The organism is Haloimpatiens massiliensis, from assembly GCF_900184255.1.
GTDB lineage: Bacteria > Bacillota > Clostridia > Clostridiales > Clostridiaceae > Haloimpatiens > Haloimpatiens massiliensis.
On sequence record NZ_LT854640.1, the window covers coordinates 1,668,274 to 1,687,417 of the forward strand.

Below are 19,144 nucleotides of genomic sequence, written 5' to 3' on the forward strand. Positions count from 1 at the left end.
AAATGTTGAAAATATTTGGAATATAAGATATAATGATACACGGAAATTAGGTAACGAATACCTAAGCTGTGTTATATGAAATATAACGTAGGACAATTTTTTAAAACAATATATGGTGATGAATATAAAACCACGAAGGTGTGCTTTTAAAAGTATAAAAGCTGCTTTTGTGGTTTTTTATTTGCAAAATTAAATTCTAATGAATACAAATCATTAGGATATAAATTTATTTTATATACATATATTAATTTGTTTTTTTATAGGAGGTGAATTAGCTGTTTTAGGTACATGAAAATAAATAACAAGTCAAAGATGCTGGTATATTTTGTGTCAGACAAGGAATCAGGTTCCGCCGCTAGTAGGACTATCGGTGGGTTCTGCTGACGAAGTATGCCGCAAAATAGACTAGCATACTGACTTATTATTTATTTGAATGTGCTTTATATGTTTAAAAAATTTATATTGGGTGGTGATTAAATGACGGAAGTTGAAGAATTAATTAGAGAAAGATGGGAAAATTCAGCAGAAGGGTATAGTTCTTTTATTGAAAGGGAATTAGAGGATTTAACTAAAGAAAAATGGCGAAAGTATATTATAGAGGATAATAGTAATAGCCCACTTAAGATACTTGATTTAGGAACTGGACCAGGATATTTTTCTATTATATTATCAGAAGTTGGACATGATGTAACAGGAGTGGATATTGCAGAGCAAATGGTTCAAGTTGCCAGTAGAAATGCTAAAAAAGTTAATGTTTCGCCTAAATTTCGTGTAATGGATAATCATAAATTAGAATTTGAAGATAATACCTTTGATATATTAGTTTGTAGAAATGTTACATGGACATTAGAAAGACCTAAAGAGGCTTATAAAGAATGGTATAGAGTAATTAAGCCACAAGGTAAGCTAATAATTTTTGATGCAAATTGGCATTTACATGAATATGATGAAGAATTACATAAAATTTATTTAGCTGATGTAGAAGAACATGATAAATTGTATCCTAAAATCATCCATAGTTATAGGGGGAAGAATCCAGAGGCAAAATCTTATTATAAACGATTACCATTGTCAAGGATTGTTCGTCCAAATTGGGATATGAAAGCTTTACGTGAAATAGGTTTTTCGGAAGTAATAACAAATACTAATATTAATAAAGACGTTTATTTAGAAAGTGATCAACTTTTATATAGGAGTATTCCGATGTTTAGAATTTGTGCAATGAAATAGAAGGAGATTTGATTATGAAGAATATAAAAAGAATATTAGTAATGTGTATTTTAGCTATTTTTACAATATCTATAACTGGTTGTTCAAAAAACAATGTTGCAGCCAATAAAAAATCAATTGAAATTATTGATGTATTAGGAAGAAAAGTGGTTTTGGAAAAACCAGCAACAAGACTAGCAGTTCAATGGAGTGGTTCAGGTGGAGGATTAATGACTCTTGCAGCACTTGACAAAGAACATTTTCAAGACAAAATAGTTGCACTAGATGATTCACTTCCACAATATAGACTGGATATGTGGAATCAATTTTGTAAAGATGTGCCGGAATTAAAAAATATTCCACGAATAGGCACAATAGATAAAAATGAATTTAGTGTTGAAAAATTAATAGAACTAAAGCCAGAGGTATTTTTCTTACCTGTAGGTTTAAAAGAATATTTTACTTCAACTATGGAAAATCAATTAAAAGGAGCTGGTATAGCTGTTATATTTATAGATTATCATGATCAAACAGTTAAAGGACATATTAAATCAACAGAAATAATTGGTAAAACCATAGGTAAGGAAAAAGAAGCAAAGGATTTAAATGATTTTTATGTAAAGCAAATGAAAATAGTAGAAGAAAGATTAAAAGATTTAAATGATAATGATAAACCTTCCGTTTATTTAGAATGTGGTATGTATGGACCTTCTAAGTACGGTAATACATATAGCAAAAATTATATGTGGGGACAAGTTGTAGAAAATGCTGGTGGAAATAACATTATGAAAGATGTGGTTAAGAAATCACAACCAGCTAATCCAGAGTATATTTTAGATAAGGATCCAGAATTTATAATAATGACAGGATCTTATTGGAGAGATCAACCGGAATCAATGTTTTTAGGCTATGAGTGTGATAAGGATAAAGCTGAAAAATCTTTAGCACAATTTACAAAAAGACCAGGTTGGAAAAATCTTAAAGCGGTGAAAAATAAGAATTTTTATGCTATTCATCATGCTATAGGAAGGGAAATGTATGATTTTTATGCCGTACAGAAATTGGCAAAAATACTGCATCCAGAAAAGTTTAAAGATGTTGACCCAGACTCTGCCTTTAAGGAATATTTTGAAAAGTTTATGCCTTTTAAAATGAAGGGCGTATGGTATACAAAATTAAATTAAACTACATTAAACAATTTAAATATATAACTAATTTATATAACTAGTTGTTTATGGAGGGGATATTATTACTAAAAATAAAATTAATAAAAAATACTGCAATGATTTAAGAAAGAAAAAAAGATATATTATAGTGGGGATAATTTTAGTAGTCATATCCTTAATTATTGATATATCTGTAGGACCAGCAACAATACCTATCAAGGATGTATTAAAAAGTTTGCTAAAATTACCTGTTGCAAAATTAAACACTAATATTATTGTCTGGAATGTGCGGTTACCAGCTGCTTTAATGGCTGTAGCTGTTGGGGCAGCTCTCGGTGTGTCAGGTGCATGTATGCAAACAATATTAAATAATCCATTGGCAAGTCCATATACGTTAGGAATTTCAGCAGGAGCTGGGTTTGGCGCCTCTTTAGCCATTGTTTTAGGATTTGGACAAGGGACTTTAATGGGGTCTATAGGAGTTTCTTTATCAGCATTTATATTTTCGTTACTAGCCAGTGCGATAATTTATTTTATAGGAAAAAGTAGAAATATGAAAAGTGAAATAATGATTTTGAGTGGTATTGGTATATTGTTTTTGTTTCAAGCTTTACAATCTTTTATGCAATATATTGCTTCGCCAGAGGTTTTACAAAGTATAGTGTTCTGGCTATTTGGAAGTTTTTCAAAAGCTAATTTGGCGAATGTTGGGATTATATATTTAGCATTACTAATATTTATACCACTTATAATAAAGGATTCATGGAAATTGACAGCGATGCGATTAGGTGATGAAAGAGCTGAAAATTTAGGAGTTAATACAAAAAATCTCAGAATTAAGGTATTTATTATTATTTCTATATTAACATCAGTTGCAGTTAGTATAGTAGGAACTATTGGATTTATAGGCCTAGTAAGTCCACATATAGCAAGGTTACTTGTAGGTGAAGATCAAAGATTCTTTTTATCATTATCTACAATAAGTGGTATGCTGATACTTTCAATTGCATCTATAATTAGTAAAGTTATAATTCCGGGTATAATATTTCCTATAGGAATAATCACTGCAATGATAGGAGTACCATTTTTCTTTTCACTAATATTTAGTAAAAGGAGGGTGGGTTAATGATAAATGTAAAAAAATTATCCTTAAATTATGGCAAAAATGAGATTTTAAAGGATGTTTCTTTTAAAGTAAAAGCATCTAATGTGTCAGTTATATTAGGACCTAATGGTGTAGGAAAAACAGCTTTACTTCGATGTATTACAGGTATTAATAAATATTCAGGAGAAATCCAAATATATGATAAAAATAATAATACGATAAAGAATGAAGAAGGGTATAAATATATTAGCTATTTGTCGCAAGATACTTCATGTAATGCTGTCCTAACAGTTTTTGAAACAATTTTAATTGGAAAATTACAGTCCCTATCTCTTAAAGTAACTAATGAGGATATTGACAAAGTAGAGCATATGATGGAAAAGTTAAAAATTTCTCATCTAGCAGATAGATATATAAATGAAATCAGTGGAGGCCAAAGGCAGATGGTGTTTATTGCATAAGCTTTAATGAAGGAGCCCACTATATTATTAATGGATGAGTTAACAAGCAGCTTAGATTTAAATAAGCAATTTCAAGTGTTAGATTTTATAAAGAAATATACTTGTGAGAACAATATCACCACACTACTTACATTACATCATTTGGATTTGGCTAAAAAGTATGCAGATGATATTATCATTTTAAATAACAAAGGAGTATATGCAACGGGCATGCCTAAACAAGTAATGACAGTTAAAATGTTTAAAGAAGTTTATAAGGTCAACGCTGAAATGATAGAAAGAGATAATGAAAGTTTCGTTATTATTAAAGATGCAATATAGGTAATTTTTACTTCTATATTATTCATTATCAACCTAAATTATAAAAATAGTGTTATAATTGAGAGTATATTCTATTAATTTCTTAATTAGGGGGTTGTGGGCATGAATAGTGAAGAAAGACAATTTGAATTACTTAAGAAAATGAGCTTTGTTAGAACTAGTGGCAGTGAAAAGGAAATGGAAGCTCTTAATATTTTAAAAGCTGAACTAGACAGTTTAGGATTAAAAAGTAAAGTAGAGCCTTTTAAAGTAATGCGTTACCAGATAAAAAAGGCGAAATTAGAAGTTTTGGAACCTTTTTATAAAGAATTTAAAGTAGAAGGTGTAGGATTAACAGGAAATACCTCTCAAGAGGGATTAACTGCTGAACTTGAATATGTAGAGAGTGCAGAGGAAGTTAATTTAGTTAATGCTAAGGGAAAAATAGTCCTTGTAAATGGGTATATGAGAGCAAAGAAGTTTAGAGATATAGTAAGAGCAGGAGCTATTGGATACATAGTTTTCAGCGGTGAATTTATGGATGATGAAGAAAAAACAGATATTGCTAAAAATGCTATAAGAGAAAAACATTTAGAATTTGGAAAAATTCCTGGAGTAACTATGAGAGTTAAGGATGCTCTTGAAATGGTTAAATTAGGAGCTACAAAAGTTCGTATAACACTTGAACAAGAAGAAGGAACAACAGATTCTCATAATCTTATTACAGAAATAAAGGGAACACAATATCCAGAAGAGGTTGTTGCATTTATGGCTCATTATGATAGTGTTCCATTTAGTAGTGGAGCATATGATAATGGAGCAGGATCTGTAAATATCATGGAAATTCTTCGCCATTATTTAGAGAATCCACCTAAACGTACTTTAAGATTTATGTGGTTTGGTTCAGAAGAAGTAGGACTTCTTGGAAGTAAAGCATATGTTAAAGAGCATGAAAAAGAACTTGAGAATATTAAGTTTGGAATAAACGTGGATTTAGGCGGAGCAATTATTGGACAAGATATGGCTAGTATAATTGCTAATGAAAGTTTATGTCATATGATTGAATACTACGCAAAGGAAGTATGCTTCCCAATTTTAGTTAAACAATCTATATACTCCAGTGACTGCATGCCTTTTGCAGATAAGGGTATACCAGTGGCAAATTTCATGCGTGTAGGTGAAGATGGAGCTATAGAAATTCATAATCGTTATGATATTATAGAAAATATTTCTCCTAAAAATTTATATAAAAGCATGAACTTTATTAAGAATTTCAGTGAAAAGATAGTTAATGCAGCTGTAATTCCAGTGCCAAGAGAAATTCCTGAAAAATTAGTTAAGGAAATAGATGAGTATTTAATGAAAGACTTAAAATAAATTTTGGGCGAGTCACGAAGGCTTGCTTAATAAAATATAGTTAATTTAATAACGCGAAATATATGAACCACGAAGGTTATAATTATAAAATTTTAAAAGTTTTATAATTTAATTTTCGTGGTTTATTTTTATCATATAGGGTAGGAGGAATTGTATATGAATAAAAAGCTTTACTTGGATTACTTTTAATAAATACTAGACATAGACAATATGTTGATGAAGTAAAAGTTTATAAACTATGCATATAAGAATTTAAGGAGTGAATTAAATATGAAACGGCAATTATATGCAAAAGATCAAGTTGATAAAACTAGCCAGTATAAAAAATACATAGGAAAAAAGATAATAATAACTTTAGTTTTGCTGTGTTTGGTTTTTGTTTTAGCTACCTTCGCCATTAATGCTGGCTCTACAGATTTAAAGCCAAGCCAGGTTTTCATGTCCATATTTGGATATGGAAGTGATGTTTCAGATATTGTAATTTGGCGTATACGGTTACCTAGAGTTTTAGCTGGCATTATTGCTGGGGCGGGTTTATCTATAGCTGGTTGTGTAATGCAGAATAATTTAAGAAATCCTTTGGCTTCACCATCAACTTTGGGAATATCAAATGCAGCAGCCTTTGGAGCTAATTTAGCTATTATAGTATTTGGTGCTGGAAATATTCAAAGTTCCGCTACAGATGCTGTTAGTATAAGCAATCCATACATTGTTACTGTTTCAGCTTTTCTATGTGCTATAGCAGCAGCTCTTATTGTAATAGTACTTGCAAAATTACGAGGATTTATGCCAGAAGCCATAGTTTTAGCAGGAGTAGCTATTGGATCTCTTTTTTCTGCTGGAACTATTTTGATTCAGTACTTTGCTCAGGATACAAAAGTAGCTGCAGCAGTTTTTTGGACTTTTGGAGATTTGGGACGAGTTTCTTGGAAAGAAGTAATTATTATGGCTATCATTGTCTGTGTATCAATAATATATTTTATGTTTAAAAGATGGGACTATAATGCCTTTGACAGTGGTGAAGAATCTGCAAAAAGTCTTGGTGTTAATGTAGAAAGAGTGCGTTTTCAGGGAATGCTAGTTTCTTCTTTAATTACAGCAGTTGCAGTTTCATTTCTTGGTATTATTGGATTTATTGGACTTATAGGCCCACAAATAACCAGAAGACTTATTGGAGGGGATCATCGTTTCTTGATTCCAGCTTCGGCACTTATGGGATCAATGATTCTTTTAATTTCTGATACTGTAGCAAGGACAATTATTGCACCAGTGGTATTACCTGTTGGGGTTATTACTTCTTTTCTTGGAGCACCACTGTTTTTATTTTTGCTCATAAGGGGGTATAAAAAATAATGGTTTTATCTGTTGATGGATTAGAATTTAAATATCCTAGTCATTCCATTTTAAAGGGTGTGACTTTTTCTGTGCAAAAGGGAGAGTGCCTAGCTATACTGGGAACCAATGGAACTGGAAAATCTACTTTACTGAAATGTCTAAATAGAATTTTAAAGCCTCAAAGTGGGAATGTTTTTATTGAAGATGCTGATGTCCGTAATCTAAATAGGACAGAGTTGGCGCAAAAAATAGTTTATGTTTCCCAAAATAATAAAAGTTCTAGAAGTACTGTTTTTGACACAATACTGCTGGGAAGGAAGCCATATATTAAATGGGATGTTACACAAAAAGATTTAGATATAGTAAATAATGTTATAAAAATGCTTCAACTTGAGGATTATGCTTTGAGATACACAGATGAGTTAAGCGGTGGAGAACTTCAAAAGGTATTGATTGGAAGGGCACTGGCTCAGCAACCAGAAGTACTCATGCTTGATGAACCTACAAGTAGCCTTGATTTAAAAAATCAGCTTGAAGTAATAAATATAATTAAGAAAGTTGTTATAGATAAACAAATAGCTGCCGTAGTAACAATGCATGATTTAAACTTAGCCCTTCGTTTTGCAGATAAATTTGTACTCCTTAAGAATGGTAAAGTTTTTGCTGCTGGTGGAATAGAAGTAATGACTTCTGAAAATATTGAAGATGATTATTCAGTTCCCGTAAAGATTGAAAAATATAGCACTACTCCAGTGGTTATTCCTTTGTAGAGTACTTTTTTATTTTATAAAATGGACAAGTTCTAGAAATAGCAGAGTGTGTAGTGAATCAAATATTATAAAAAGATAAGTGAGGTATAAGTTATGAATAAAAAAATTGTATCTGTATTTATAGTAGTGTGCATGTTTATGACCTTATTAACAGGATGTGGTTCTAAAACAGTGCTTAATGATAAAAAAGATGATAAACAAGCTAGTGAAAAGATTACTGTAACGGATATGTTAGGGAGAAAAGTAACACTAAAAAATGGAGCAGCAAAAAAGATTATAGCTAATAATCCAGGTTCATTAAGACTTTATTGTTATGTGGGAAGTGTAGATAAATTAGTTGGAGTGCCAGATAGAGAAAAAAAAGATTCTAAGAGAAGACCATACGCAATGGCAAACTCTTCTATAATTAACCTTCCTAGCATTGGTGAAGGTAGGGGTAATAATGCTGATGATTTTGAGAAAATATTACAACTTAAACCTGATGTGATTTTTGCTAATGCAGATGATAAAGCTGCTCTTGATAAAATGCAGGAAAAGATAGGAATTCCCGTAGTTGCTCTTAGTTATGGAAAAGGGGTTATATTCGATAAAGAGATGTATGATTCTTTAAAGCTTATTGGTAAGGTTATAGGCGAAGAAAAGAGAGCAAATGAAGTAGTTAATTATATGGAAAAGTGTAAAAAGGATTTAAATGATAGGACAAAGAATATACCAGATGATAAAAAGTTAAGTGCTTATGCAGGTGGTTTAGCATGGAAAGGTGCACATGGAATTGAAAGTACTAGAGAAAATTATCCTTTATTTAACGCCGTTAATGCTAAAAATGTAGTTAAAGGAATAAATAAAGATGGTGCTGTTATGATAGATAAGGAAAAATTACTTGAATGGAACCCAGATAGAATATTTATAGATTTAGCTAGTCTTCGTCTTATAAAAGAGGATTATAGAAAAAATCCTAAGTATTATAATACCTTATCTGCATTTAAAAATGGGGAAGTATATTCTCAATTACCTTATGTTTGGTGCTATGTGAATATAGATACAGCTATGGCTGATGCTTATTACATAGGAAAGGTGTTATACCCAGAGCAGTTTAAAGATATTGAGCCAGAGAAAAAGGCAGATGAAATTTATAAATTTCTTGTTGGAAAAGAACTTTATTCAGAAATGGCTAAGGAAAGTGGCGGTTTTAAGAAGATAACATTAGAAGAATTAGAAAAAGTAGATACATCCAAAAAGAAATAAATTTATTATAGATTTTAGCTCTGTTTAAGAAAAGTGTTGATAATGAAATATAATATGGGGCTGTTGCATTAAAAAATTTACATACAATATACTGTACTAAAAATTTAAATCTAGTACAATATATCGTAGTATTTATTCTTAGTGCGACAGCCCCATATTTGTATATCAAAAAATTTGTGTCATTAGGTGAGGCATATATAAGCCATTAAGTATTATTTTCTTTTTATATAATAATCACTATAAGGAAAGGTATTGTTCTCTAATTTGTCAAAACTATTATTCTCCAAGGCTAAAACTCTTTCTCCATGGTCTTTAGTTGCTTTAATGATGATATTTTTAATATCAAAGTCTGCATAAAAATTATCAGAAACCATTCTTAAAATTTCAGATAAAACTATTTTAGTTTCAAGAGATGAAATGATGTCTATTCTTAATATACCAGTCTGACAAGCACCATCCCAAAATCTTGTTGTATTAGGAATAGGTGCTATTTCCATAGTGCCTACTATCTTATTTTTCTGCTTATGATTAATACTCCATCTTATATAAAATCTATCGTCAAATTCTTGCTCCCATCCCTTAATACCCTTTATTACAGCGTCAATATTGTGTGTATCCCATACACCGCCACAATTATCATTATTCATACGGTTTTTAGTAATTGGGTCAGAATAGCACTCAAATAAGTCTATTGCGTCTTCCTCTTTAACTTTTGTAAATATTAAGTTATTGGTTTCATAAACTGGACACTTATCAAATGGATTAATATTACTCATTATTGGATACCCCCATCTTTGTATATATAACTTTCATATAATTATATAGCATATTGTCATATAATTTCAAATATTTAGGACAATTACACGTAAATTACTTCTCTAACGTTAAAATCCTTTAATTTTGTATGAATATGAGATTGTATCAATAGTTTTTTACTCTTTATAGTATCTTTATCTGTGTTAAAGATTTCAAGCCACTTAAACCAATACATATAGTTAGCTAGGTATTTAGTTGCAACACCATTAATCATATACTTGGTGTATTATATCCAATTATAAGGACTATAGTAAAATTTTAACACTACTCTTTAGCAGAGCCTCATTTTTATTGCTATTTTAAGTAAAAAGTAAAAGAATTTTAATATATATGTTAATATTAGATTAAACAATATTAATACCATAATATTTAAATTACTCTGTTAAATATATTAAGATTAACCCACAAAAAGCATTATATTACTTGAATTAAATTTATTGTTCCGAGCTTTTATGCAAGTCATGGAGGAGAAATTTCATAATTCCACCACATTGTACATTATTGTGGGTTAATCATATTAATATTATTGAAACATTTGTATATGTTCTTTTTATTAAATAAATAGTTTTGGAGGTATAGTAATGGTCCAAGCATTTGATTTATCTGAATATATGAGTAAAGGTATTGAAAATATAGTAAAGAATGTTTTAAAATCATCAATAAAAAACCCAAAAGAAACTGCATTTGTGATGAAATATATGTTAGCAGTAAAAGATGCAAAAAATAAAAGAGACATATTAGAAAGTGAAGGAGAACATATACCGCCATTTTTTATGGGGAGTATTGCTACTAATTGTAATTTGCATTGTAAGGGCTGTTACGCAAGAGCTAATAAATCTTGTGGAGATAATTTAAAAAGTGATGAGTTATCACAAGAAAGATGGGGAGAGATATTTATCGAGGCAAAGGAGCTTGGAATTTCATTTGCATTGTTATTAGGCGGGGAACCCTTAATGAGAAGAGGGGTTATTGAAAAAGCTTCTTCAGTTAAAGAAATAGTTTTTCCAATCTTCACAAACGGAACTATGTTTGATGAAAATTATATAAATTTATTTGATAAAAATAGAAATCTAGTGCCAATGATAAGTATTGAAGGTGATAAGAATCAAACTGATGACCGAAGGGGAATAGGCACTTATAGTTCAATAATGGCTACAATGGATAGTTTAAATAAAAAAGGAATTTTATTTGGCGGTTCCATAACTGTAACAACTGAAAATATAATGACTGTTACAAGTAGAGAGTTTGTACAGGAACTTTATAGTAAAGGGGCAAGAGCATTAGTATTTGTGGAGTATGTTCCAGTAATTGAATCTACTAGAAATCTTGCTCCTACAGATAAAGAGCGATTAGTATTAGAAGAAAACATAGAAGTGTTAAGAAAAATATTTGACAATATGGTATTTTTATCATTTCCTGGGGATGAGAAATATTCAGGTGGATGTTTAGCCGCTGGAAGGGGATTTTTCCATATAAATGCTAATGGCGGAGCAGAACCATGTCCACTTTCACCATATTCAGATGTTAATTTAAAAGAATGCAGTTTAAGGGAAGCTTTAAGATCACCACTATTTAAAAAGCTTAAAGATAAGGAAATGCTAATTGGAGAACACGATGGAGGATGTTTATTATTTGAAAAAGAGGAGGATGTTAAAGAACTATTAGAATTGTAGGGTTAATCAATATAGGGTATACTATTAAATATAGTAGATAAATAGCTTATTTAAGCATAGATAAAATTAAACAAGGAGTGAGAATGAATGAAAAGAATACCCTATGGCATTTCTAATTTTGAGGTTTTAAGAGAAAAAAATTACCTTTATGTAGATAAAACTTCATATATAGAATTACTGGATATGTATGCTCCCTATAATTTTTTTATAAGACCTAGAAGGTTTGGCAAAAGTCTTTTTATATCCATGCTTGAAAATTACTATGATATAAATAAGAAGGATAAGTTTGAAAAGCTATTTGGGGATTTATATGTAGGTAAAAATCCTACGGAAGATAGAAATAAATTTCTTGTTTGGAAAATAAGCTTTGCAGGAGTAGATGCAGGACATGGGGAAGAAGAACTTAGAAAGAGTTTTAATACAAAAGTAACCTTTTCTATTAGAAATTTTATTGAAGAATATTCTAACTTTTTTCAGGATGAGAAAATAGTTGAAGATTCCATTAAAGCAGAAGCAGCTGTTGAGTATATAGCATATCTTTCTAGAAAGGCAAAAATACCTATTTTTGTACTAATAGATGAATATGATAACTTTGCTAATGAGCTAATTACAGGAGGAAGACAAAGCACATATAGTAGTATACTTCATGGTGAAGGTTTTGTTAAAGTTTTTTATAAGGCTATAAAAGATGCCACAGCAGACAATTTTAATAGGATATTTATGACTGGTGTAAGTCCTATAATGTTAGATGACTTAACTAGCGGATTTAATATTACCATGAACTATACTTTAGACCAAAATCTTAATGCTATGATGGGTTTCACAAGGGGCGAGCTTTCATGGGTTATGGATCAGGTAGGTATAGAAGATATAGGTCTTAGAGAAAAGATATGTGCTGATATGACTAAGTATTATAATGGATACAAATTTAATGAGTATGGCAAAAAAGTCTTTAATCCAGACATGTCTATGTATTTTCTTAATAATTATTTATTATATAATCGTTATCCTAAAGAAATGATAGACAACAATGTAAAAACTGATTATGGAAGAGTGAACCAATTAGCATATAATTTTAATGACAGAGAAGCTCTAGAGGAAATAATGACCACAGGAGAAACCTCTACTATGCTGGTAGATAGGTTTAATATTCATACCATGTATAGTGTAAAAGAAAACTTTAAGTCGTTACTTTTTTATCTCGGTATGCTTACAATAAAAGAGCAGGGACCTCTTGGAACTGTACTTAAGGTGCCAAACTACGTTATAAAAACAATATACTGGGAGCAGTATTTTCAAAGAATAAATGAAGACTATAATATCCAAATACAAAATGTAAGAATAGCTGTCAATGAAATGAGAATGCATGGAGATATAGAGCCAATAGTAAAACTTTTAAGTGTCATACTAGAGGATTTATCCAATAGAGATTTAATAAAAATGGATGAAAAGAATGTAAAGATGATGTTATTAACCCTTTTAGGTGTAGATAGCACTTATTTTATAAAAAGTGAAGATGAAAATAATAATGGTTATGTGGATATAATGCTTAAAAGAAAAATTCAGTTTAAGGATATAACTAAATTCCAGTGGATTATAGAGCTGAAATATATAAAAGAAAGCGAAAGAGATACCTTAGAAAGGATAAAAGCACAGGGGTTAAAACAGCTTCAAAGTTATGGAGAAAGTAAAATGGTTCAAGAAGAACTTGGAAATGATGATTTAAAGAAAGTATTGATTATTGTTACAGGAAAGAAAGATATTTATACTGTGAGTTTATAGAAAAATAAATACTTCAGGTCGACATACTCCCTTTATGACAACAGTTTTATTATTTTAACTGTCTACCATAAAGGGAGCAGTTTACTTAATTGAGATGTTATTTTTTATATGGATAATACTAAGATTTTATCCTAGCGTATCTTTAAATAGTCTTAATCTATAAGCATTCATGGATGTTTCACCTAATTTATTCATTAGTTTATAATTAGCCACAGCGCCAACTATTGCACCAATGCCTGGAACTAACTGTAGCATTTTTGCTAGATCAATATAATCTCTATATTCTTGTTGAAACTTTCTCCAGTCAAAATCATTTATATTTTCAGGAAGAGATTTAACATATGTATTCCAATTACGAACATATTTATAAATTTCTAAGCGTCTTTCTTTGCTGGAAAAGGCTAATTGGAATATATATAAAATATACAATCTCTCTTTATAATTTTTAACATCAAAGCCATATAAACTAGCAGTATCAAAAAGAAATTTTATTTTTATGCTTAATAATATAGGAAAATCTGTTAATCCAATCAAAATACCACCTGCACCGGTACCAGCGCCACTAAGTGCAGCAGTTTTTTTATAAAACTCCAGTTTATTAAGGACTTTTTCTTCTCTTTCTTTAAGTGTAGCATTTATTAAAGGATTTTTAGTTGAAAATTCAGAGCCAATAAGAACACCTTTAACCATATTTTTTATTGCGATAGTAATGATTTCATGAGCTTTTTCTGGTATAAAACTGTTCATTTTATCTTGAAGTCCTTTTGCAATATCAAGTTTAATAAATGGTTTTTTACTCATTTTTTTATCCCACAATTTTAAATTTTTAATTGCTTCCGTTGTGTAAATTTCCATTACGCCACCTCTCTTTAAGAAAATTCTATCATAAATATAGTTTATATTAAATTTTTTAAGCTTATCATAAAGTATTTTTAGGTTTTTTATAATATTATGTGTTCATAAAATTAGTATAAGCATATAATTATAGTTTTATCGGATGACTAGCTAATGTAAGTTCCCATATTCCAATAAAGTTGTAGCTAACGGTAGTTACTCCCCTAAATAATAATTAGAACTGGCGTCTTATGGAGAGTTTTGAAATATAAGCATCTTAATTGAATAATATTTTTATATATGCTAGGATTGACTTAATAAGTGTTAAGAAAAAACAGAAGGATAGGGATGTATTATGAAAATTCAAGAATCAGCTGAGAACTATTTGGAAACAATTCTTATACTAAAGAATAGACTTGGTGTAGTACGTTCTATTGATATTGTCAACGAGCTAGGATATTCTAAGCCCAGTGTTAGCATTGCTATGAAAAGATTGAGAGAAAGTAATCATATTGAAATGAATGAGGAAGGGTATATTTCACTTACAGAAAAAGGATTATATATTGCGGAAAAAATATATGAAAGACATCAGGTGTTATCAAATTATTTAATTGCCCTTGGTGTTGATGAAAAAATAGCATTGGAAGACGCCTGTCGTATTGAACATGTAATTAGCGAGGAAAGTTTCGAGAAAATTAAAGTTCATTCTAAGTTGTATATTAAGCAGAAAAAACATGTGTAGTGTTTACATTCATAGGACAATTTTATTGGCTTAATAAAAATCATAGGATATTGCAAATCCTATGATTTTTATTTTTTTAAAGATGCTTTTTTTGTTCAAATTTTTGAGCAGGGCATGCCTGCATCTTATGTTTATAAAATTGAAAATATAGGAAAAATATGATATAATACATATAGTGTAATTGTTAGAATTAAAATGTATTTTTGAAAATGATTATATGATGGCAACTGGAGTTAATATTTATTTGGATTAAATGAGAATTTATATGAAAATATCTAAATTTAGTCAAAAATTTGATTTTCATAATTTATTAAAGAAAATTTATTTTAGTAGCTAATAATTGAAGCATAAGATAATAGGGAGAATATTTAAATACGGCACATTCAAATAAATAACAAGTCAGTATGCTAGTCTATTTTGCGTCATACTGCGTCAGCAGAACCCACCGATAGTTCTACTAGCGGTGGAACCTGCTTCCTTGTCTTACACAAAATATACCAGCATCTTTGACTTGTTATTTATTTTCATGTACCTAAATTATTGTCATTAGAGGCAAGCATACATACTATATTTATTAGTAAAGTAAGTTTTTTATTAAAACAATGAAATTAGAGAGGTGTTATATTTATGTTATCAAAATTTTCATTTTTTTTAATAGCCTTATTAATATTTCTTTTAATTAAGGAACTTTTTATTCCTATAAAAAATAATAAAAAGTTTATTGCTAAAGGGATATATAGGCCCAATATTTTACTCTTAGATATTTTAATGGTATATGTTTGGATTTTTTCCTTCTTTTTTTATATATTTTATAATCCATACCATAAATCCTATGCAATTCTTTATCCTAAGTATGTAACAAAATTTAAAGATATGTTTAATTACAATAAACTGATAGATATATACAATTCTTTAGAAAAAAATAATGTACCAGGACTAGATTATATACATCAATATATTAATAATGGGTTACCAGCTGTATTTGATATTATTTTATTTTCTTTAATTTTAATAATAGTTATAATAAATAACAGTAAAAATAAAATATATGAAAACATAATATACGTAAATGGTATTGGATATACTTTTGATAGTATAAAAGAATTTAAATGGAGTGAAAAAAAGACTAGAAATAGATTTGCTAAGAGGATAGAATATTATCAGTTAACTTTAATTGTTGAAAAGAAATATAAAATATTCGATAAAGATATAAGAAAGGTGACAATGCAAATAAAAGAAAAAGACAAAGGTAAAGTTAATTCAGTTTTGACAAGTTAAGTAACAGTAACTAGGAAAAGAATATATGTATGATGTTTTATAAGAGAAAAATAAGTGGCTTTAGAATTAAGTCTAAGTTGCTTATTTTTGCATGTAGGCAAACTAAAAATCTCCATGCATTAGTAGTAGGTATGATATAATGTAAAAGGATAGTTATGGTTATTTTGTAAAGGCTTTTACAGGTATGAAGGAATATGTAATATCAAATCAGGGGGGATTTTAATGAAAACGAATAAAAGACCTATAATAGGTATTTCAGGTAGTGTAAAATTAATAAATGAAGGGGTTTTTCAAGGACATAAAATATCTTATATGATGAATAACTATGTTGAATCTGTTGAAAGAGCAGGGGGAATACCGTACATAATACCTATAGCTCAAAATGATGAAATTATAAAAAGTCAAGTAGAGAACATAGATGCTTTAATTTTGTCAGGTGGAAGTGATGTTAATCCGTTACTGTTTGGAGAAGAACCTATTGAAAAGTTAGATGATATACTTCAGGAGAGGGACATATTTGATATTAAGCTTTTAAAATTTGCCATGGAATTAGGTAAACCAATACTTGGAATATGTCGGGGAGAACAATTAATTAACATGGTAAATGCAGGTACAGTATATCAGGATTTATCTTTACATAAGGAACATAGTGTAAAACATTGTCAAAATGGTTCTCCAACTAGTGCAACTCATACTGTTCAAATAATAAAAGATTCTATTTTACATGAAATACTAGGAGAAAAGGCGTTAGTTAATAGCTTTCATCATCAAGCTGTAAAAGAAGTTGCTAAAGGCTTTAAAGTTGTTGCAGTATCAAAGGATAATGTAGTTGAGGCTATTGAAAAAGAGGGAGAAGACTTTGTGCTTGGAATTCAGTGGCATCCTGAAATGATGAGTGACAAGCACCAGGAGATGCAGAAAATATTTGATACGTTAGTGCAGAAATCTTCCATTAAGTAATAGTTCACCATGGATCAGGTACCTTGGAAAGAATTCTAAGTACCTGACTTTTCAGCTCTATGAAATTTCATCAAATTTTTCTTTGATTTTTTTTAAATCTTTCCAAAATAGAGGTTTTTTACTTTCGTCTCTTAGCAAGGCTGCGGGATGAAATATTGGCATTATGTAGATTCCTTTTTGTTTTACCCAGTTCCCCCTATTTCTTGTAACTCTAAATTCTGGTCCCATTATGTATTTAGTTGGAATTGCTCCAAGGCAAACTATAATTTTAGGCTTAATAAGTGCTACTTGGTTTCTAAGGTATTGCAAACATGCCTGTGCTTCATCTTCCTGTGGGTTCCTATTATTTTTTGGTCTGCATTTACATATATTAGAGATGTAATAATCTCTTTCTCTTTGTAAATCTAATGCTCTAAGAGCTTTTTCTAAGAGTTGTCCTGCTTTTCCAACAAAAGGTCTGCCGATTCTATCTTCATCTGCTCCAGGTGCTTCGCCCACAAACATAAGTTTAGCATTGAGATTTCCTTCTCCAAAAACCATATTAGTCCTACTATTACCTAATCTACACATGTTGCATTTATTACATTTTTCATATAATTGTTTCCACTGAAGCATATACATCGCCGTTGCCAACAAGACATAAAAACCTATAGATATGATTTAATTCCGTACTTTGTTATGTTTTTATGGATTTATCGCAACAGTTCACCTCCGTTAGTATATTTTATTTCTTATATTCCTATTTTACTATAGGTAGTTCTTTGAGTCTAGGGTCCAGGTACTTTTACCTTTGGCACGTGAATTAAAGAGAGTTATGGCTATGGGCTATCAACAGCTATGATAGAATGTATTTTATAAGAATGAAAAAAGCTCCATAAAATGTTAATATATATGATATAATGTAAAAGAGAGGTAGAATTATTTTATGAATAAATTTACATATTACAAATGAAATATTAAATTGGGGGTTATAAAAATGAATTTTAAAATTAGGTACAAAACTATAAGTTCAATGCTTGAACTATGTAAAAAATTAAAATGGGGCAATGTAGAAAAAAAGGAAATTGAAGATTTAATTGAACATGAGGATTATAAATTTGAATTTGAAAGATATAAAGGTAAAATTTCTAAAGAGGAATTTACAGAATATTTCATTAATTTACCTAATATAAAGGAAGAAGAAATAACAAATAAAGGTTTAAAGATACATCATAAATTTTATAAAGATTTACTAGATAATTTAGATTTTTATATGGAAAAGGTTAGTGAATTAGATAAATTTACAGAAGAGCTATTTGAGCAGCAGATATCCATTGCACTAAAGGGGTTGCCAGAAGATATAAATTTGTCAGAATTGAATTTTATTTTTACAGTGGGAATAGGACAAAGCTTTGGATATGTGTATAAAAATGGCATGCACTTTGATTTTTTACAATTGGTTAAGGAAAAGTCGATAGATGATTTTTGTGCTACGATAGCTCATGAGGTTCATCATGTGGCACTAAATACTATTTATGAGGAATTAGACTTAAATAATATGCCAATTGAAGATTTATTTTATCTTTCTTTTTCTGGGGAAGGATTGGCGGTAAAATACTGTAATAATGCTGAGGGAGTTTTATCTAAGAGCATATATGATGGTCCTAAAAATATAGGCTTGGATAAATTCACATGGGAATATCTCAACAAGGATTTTTATAATACCATGAAACAATTTAAAGCTTCTATAAATTATATAAGAGCTGGTCATATTAATACAATGGAAGAACTAGTTAAGTATATGGAAGATTATTGGATGAATCCATATGTAGAAGGTCAGGATAAAAACAAAGATATACCTAAGCTAAAGCAGTTTAGAGTATATAGTTTTGGAAATGAGATTTGGGGAATAATACATGATTGTTTTGGAAAAGAAATGGTATATAAAACCATAAGAAATCCTCAAAGTTTCCGAGAGACATTTAATAAAGCTCTAGAAAAGCTTTCACATGAAGAATTTAAAATATAAATAGTTCCTTTGCTTCTTATGCAAGTCATTTCAGAGAAATTTCATAATTTAAGTAATTTAATACTTTTTGTGGGATGATCATA

At 29.6% G+C, this 19,144-nt stretch carries 19 protein-coding genes; 15 read left to right on the forward strand and 4 right to left on the reverse strand.

Annotated features, from left to right (window positions below):
- Positions 1-477 precede the first annotated feature (477 nt).
- The 9 genes from C1715_RS16115 (at position 478) to C1715_RS16155 (ending at position 8,968) form a co-directional block, all read left to right on the forward strand.
- A complete protein-coding gene (locus tag C1715_RS16115; RefSeq protein ID WP_102401393.1) occupies positions 478-1,230 on the forward strand; it encodes a class I SAM-dependent methyltransferase in 753 nt (250 codons plus the stop codon).
- Between the two features lie 14 nt (positions 1,231-1,244).
- Entirely contained in the window at positions 1,245-2,393 is a 1,149-nt protein-coding gene (locus C1715_RS16120; protein ID WP_102401394.1) for an ABC transporter substrate-binding protein, read from the forward strand.
- Positions 2,394-2,523: 130 nt separating this feature from the next.
- The gene (locus C1715_RS16125) at positions 2,524-3,501 is read left to right on the forward strand and encodes a FecCD family ABC transporter permease (RefSeq protein WP_242971980.1); all 978 of its coding nucleotides are present in this window, start codon (positions 2,524-2,526) and stop codon (positions 3,499-3,501) included.
- Positions 3,501-3,941, forward strand: a complete 441-nt coding sequence (locus C1715_RS16130; RefSeq protein WP_102401396.1) for an ATP-binding cassette domain-containing protein — start codon at positions 3,501-3,503, stop codon at positions 3,939-3,941. The genes C1715_RS16125 and C1715_RS16130 overlap by 1 nt, the downstream gene beginning before the upstream one ends.
- A gap of 6 nt (positions 3,942-3,947) precedes the next feature.
- A complete protein-coding gene (locus C1715_RS16135) occupies positions 3,948-4,262 on the forward strand; it encodes a P-loop NTPase family protein (RefSeq protein WP_102401397.1) in 315 nt (104 codons plus the stop codon).
- A 102-nt stretch (positions 4,263-4,364) separates the two neighbouring features.
- Entirely contained in the window at positions 4,365-5,618 is a 1,254-nt protein-coding gene (locus C1715_RS16140; protein WP_102401398.1) for a M28 family peptidase, read from the forward strand.
- 270 nt (positions 5,619-5,888) lie between these two features.
- Positions 5,889-6,971 (forward strand): FecCD family ABC transporter permease, encoded by a 1,083-nt coding sequence (locus tag C1715_RS16145; protein ID WP_102401399.1) that lies wholly within the window; start codon positions 5,889-5,891, stop codon positions 6,969-6,971.
- Positions 6,971-7,723, forward strand: coding sequence for an ABC transporter ATP-binding protein (locus C1715_RS16150; RefSeq protein ID WP_102401400.1), 753 nt, complete (start codon positions 6,971-6,973; stop codon positions 7,721-7,723). The genes C1715_RS16145 and C1715_RS16150 overlap by 1 nt, the downstream gene beginning before the upstream one ends.
- 93 nt (positions 7,724-7,816) lie before the next feature.
- Positions 7,817-8,968, forward strand: a complete 1,152-nt coding sequence (locus C1715_RS16155; protein WP_102401401.1) for an iron ABC transporter substrate-binding protein — start codon at positions 7,817-7,819, stop codon at positions 8,966-8,968.
- A gap of 212 nt (positions 8,969-9,180) precedes the next feature.
- On the opposite strand, the gene C1715_RS16160 is transcribed toward C1715_RS16155, so the two are convergent.
- Both C1715_RS16160 and C1715_RS20110 read right to left on the reverse strand, forming a co-directional pair.
- Entirely contained in the window at positions 9,181-9,744 is a 564-nt protein-coding gene (locus C1715_RS16160) for a GNAT family N-acetyltransferase (RefSeq protein WP_102401402.1), read from the reverse strand.
- An 83-nt stretch (positions 9,745-9,827) separates the two neighbouring features.
- Positions 9,828-9,959 (reverse strand): hypothetical protein, encoded by a 132-nt coding sequence (locus C1715_RS20110; protein ID WP_278320123.1) that lies wholly within the window; start codon positions 9,957-9,959, stop codon positions 9,828-9,830.
- A gap of 406 nt (positions 9,960-10,365) precedes the next feature.
- Here C1715_RS20110 and C1715_RS16165 point away from each other — a divergent pair, with 406 nt between their 5' ends.
- Complete coding sequence (locus tag C1715_RS16165; RefSeq protein WP_102401403.1) at positions 10,366-11,457, forward strand: radical SAM/SPASM domain-containing protein; 1,092 nt, start codon at positions 10,366-10,368, stop codon at positions 11,455-11,457.
- Positions 11,458-11,544: 87 nt separating this feature from the next.
- Entirely contained in the window at positions 11,545-13,239 is a 1,695-nt protein-coding gene (locus tag C1715_RS16170) for an ATP-binding protein (protein WP_102401404.1), read from the forward strand.
- A gap of 126 nt (positions 13,240-13,365) precedes the next feature.
- Here the strand turns inward: C1715_RS16170 and C1715_RS16175 are convergent, their stop codons facing one another.
- A complete protein-coding gene (locus C1715_RS16175; RefSeq protein ID WP_102401405.1) occupies positions 13,366-14,094 on the reverse strand; it encodes an EcsC family protein in 729 nt (242 codons plus the stop codon).
- A gap of 334 nt (positions 14,095-14,428) precedes the next feature.
- On the opposite strand from C1715_RS16175, the gene C1715_RS16180 reads away from it, so the two are divergent.
- The 3 genes from C1715_RS16180 to C1715_RS16190 all read left to right on the forward strand — a co-directional run bounded on the left by C1715_RS16180 (position 14,429) and on the right by C1715_RS16190 (position 17,053).
- Positions 14,429-14,815, forward strand: a complete 387-nt coding sequence (locus C1715_RS16180; protein ID WP_102401406.1) for a metal-dependent transcriptional regulator — start codon at positions 14,429-14,431, stop codon at positions 14,813-14,815.
- A 627-nt stretch (positions 14,816-15,442) separates the two neighbouring features.
- Complete coding sequence (locus C1715_RS16185; protein ID WP_102401407.1) at positions 15,443-16,093, forward strand: hypothetical protein; 651 nt, start codon at positions 15,443-15,445, stop codon at positions 16,091-16,093.
- Between the two features lie 222 nt (positions 16,094-16,315).
- The gene (locus C1715_RS16190; RefSeq protein ID WP_102401408.1) at positions 16,316-17,053 is read left to right on the forward strand and encodes a gamma-glutamyl-gamma-aminobutyrate hydrolase family protein; all 738 of its coding nucleotides are present in this window, start codon (positions 16,316-16,318) and stop codon (positions 17,051-17,053) included.
- A 57-nt stretch (positions 17,054-17,110) separates the two neighbouring features.
- On the opposite strand, the gene C1715_RS16195 is transcribed toward C1715_RS16190, so the two are convergent.
- A complete protein-coding gene (locus tag C1715_RS16195; RefSeq protein ID WP_102401962.1) occupies positions 17,111-17,668 on the reverse strand; it encodes a uracil-DNA glycosylase in 558 nt (185 codons plus the stop codon).
- 361 nt (positions 17,669-18,029) lie between these two features.
- Between C1715_RS16195 and C1715_RS16200 the strand changes: the two genes are divergently transcribed.
- Complete coding sequence (locus C1715_RS16200) at positions 18,030-19,061, forward strand: DUF5700 domain-containing putative Zn-dependent protease (protein ID WP_102401409.1); 1,032 nt, start codon at positions 18,030-18,032, stop codon at positions 19,059-19,061.
- Positions 19,062-19,144 lie beyond the last annotated feature (83 nt).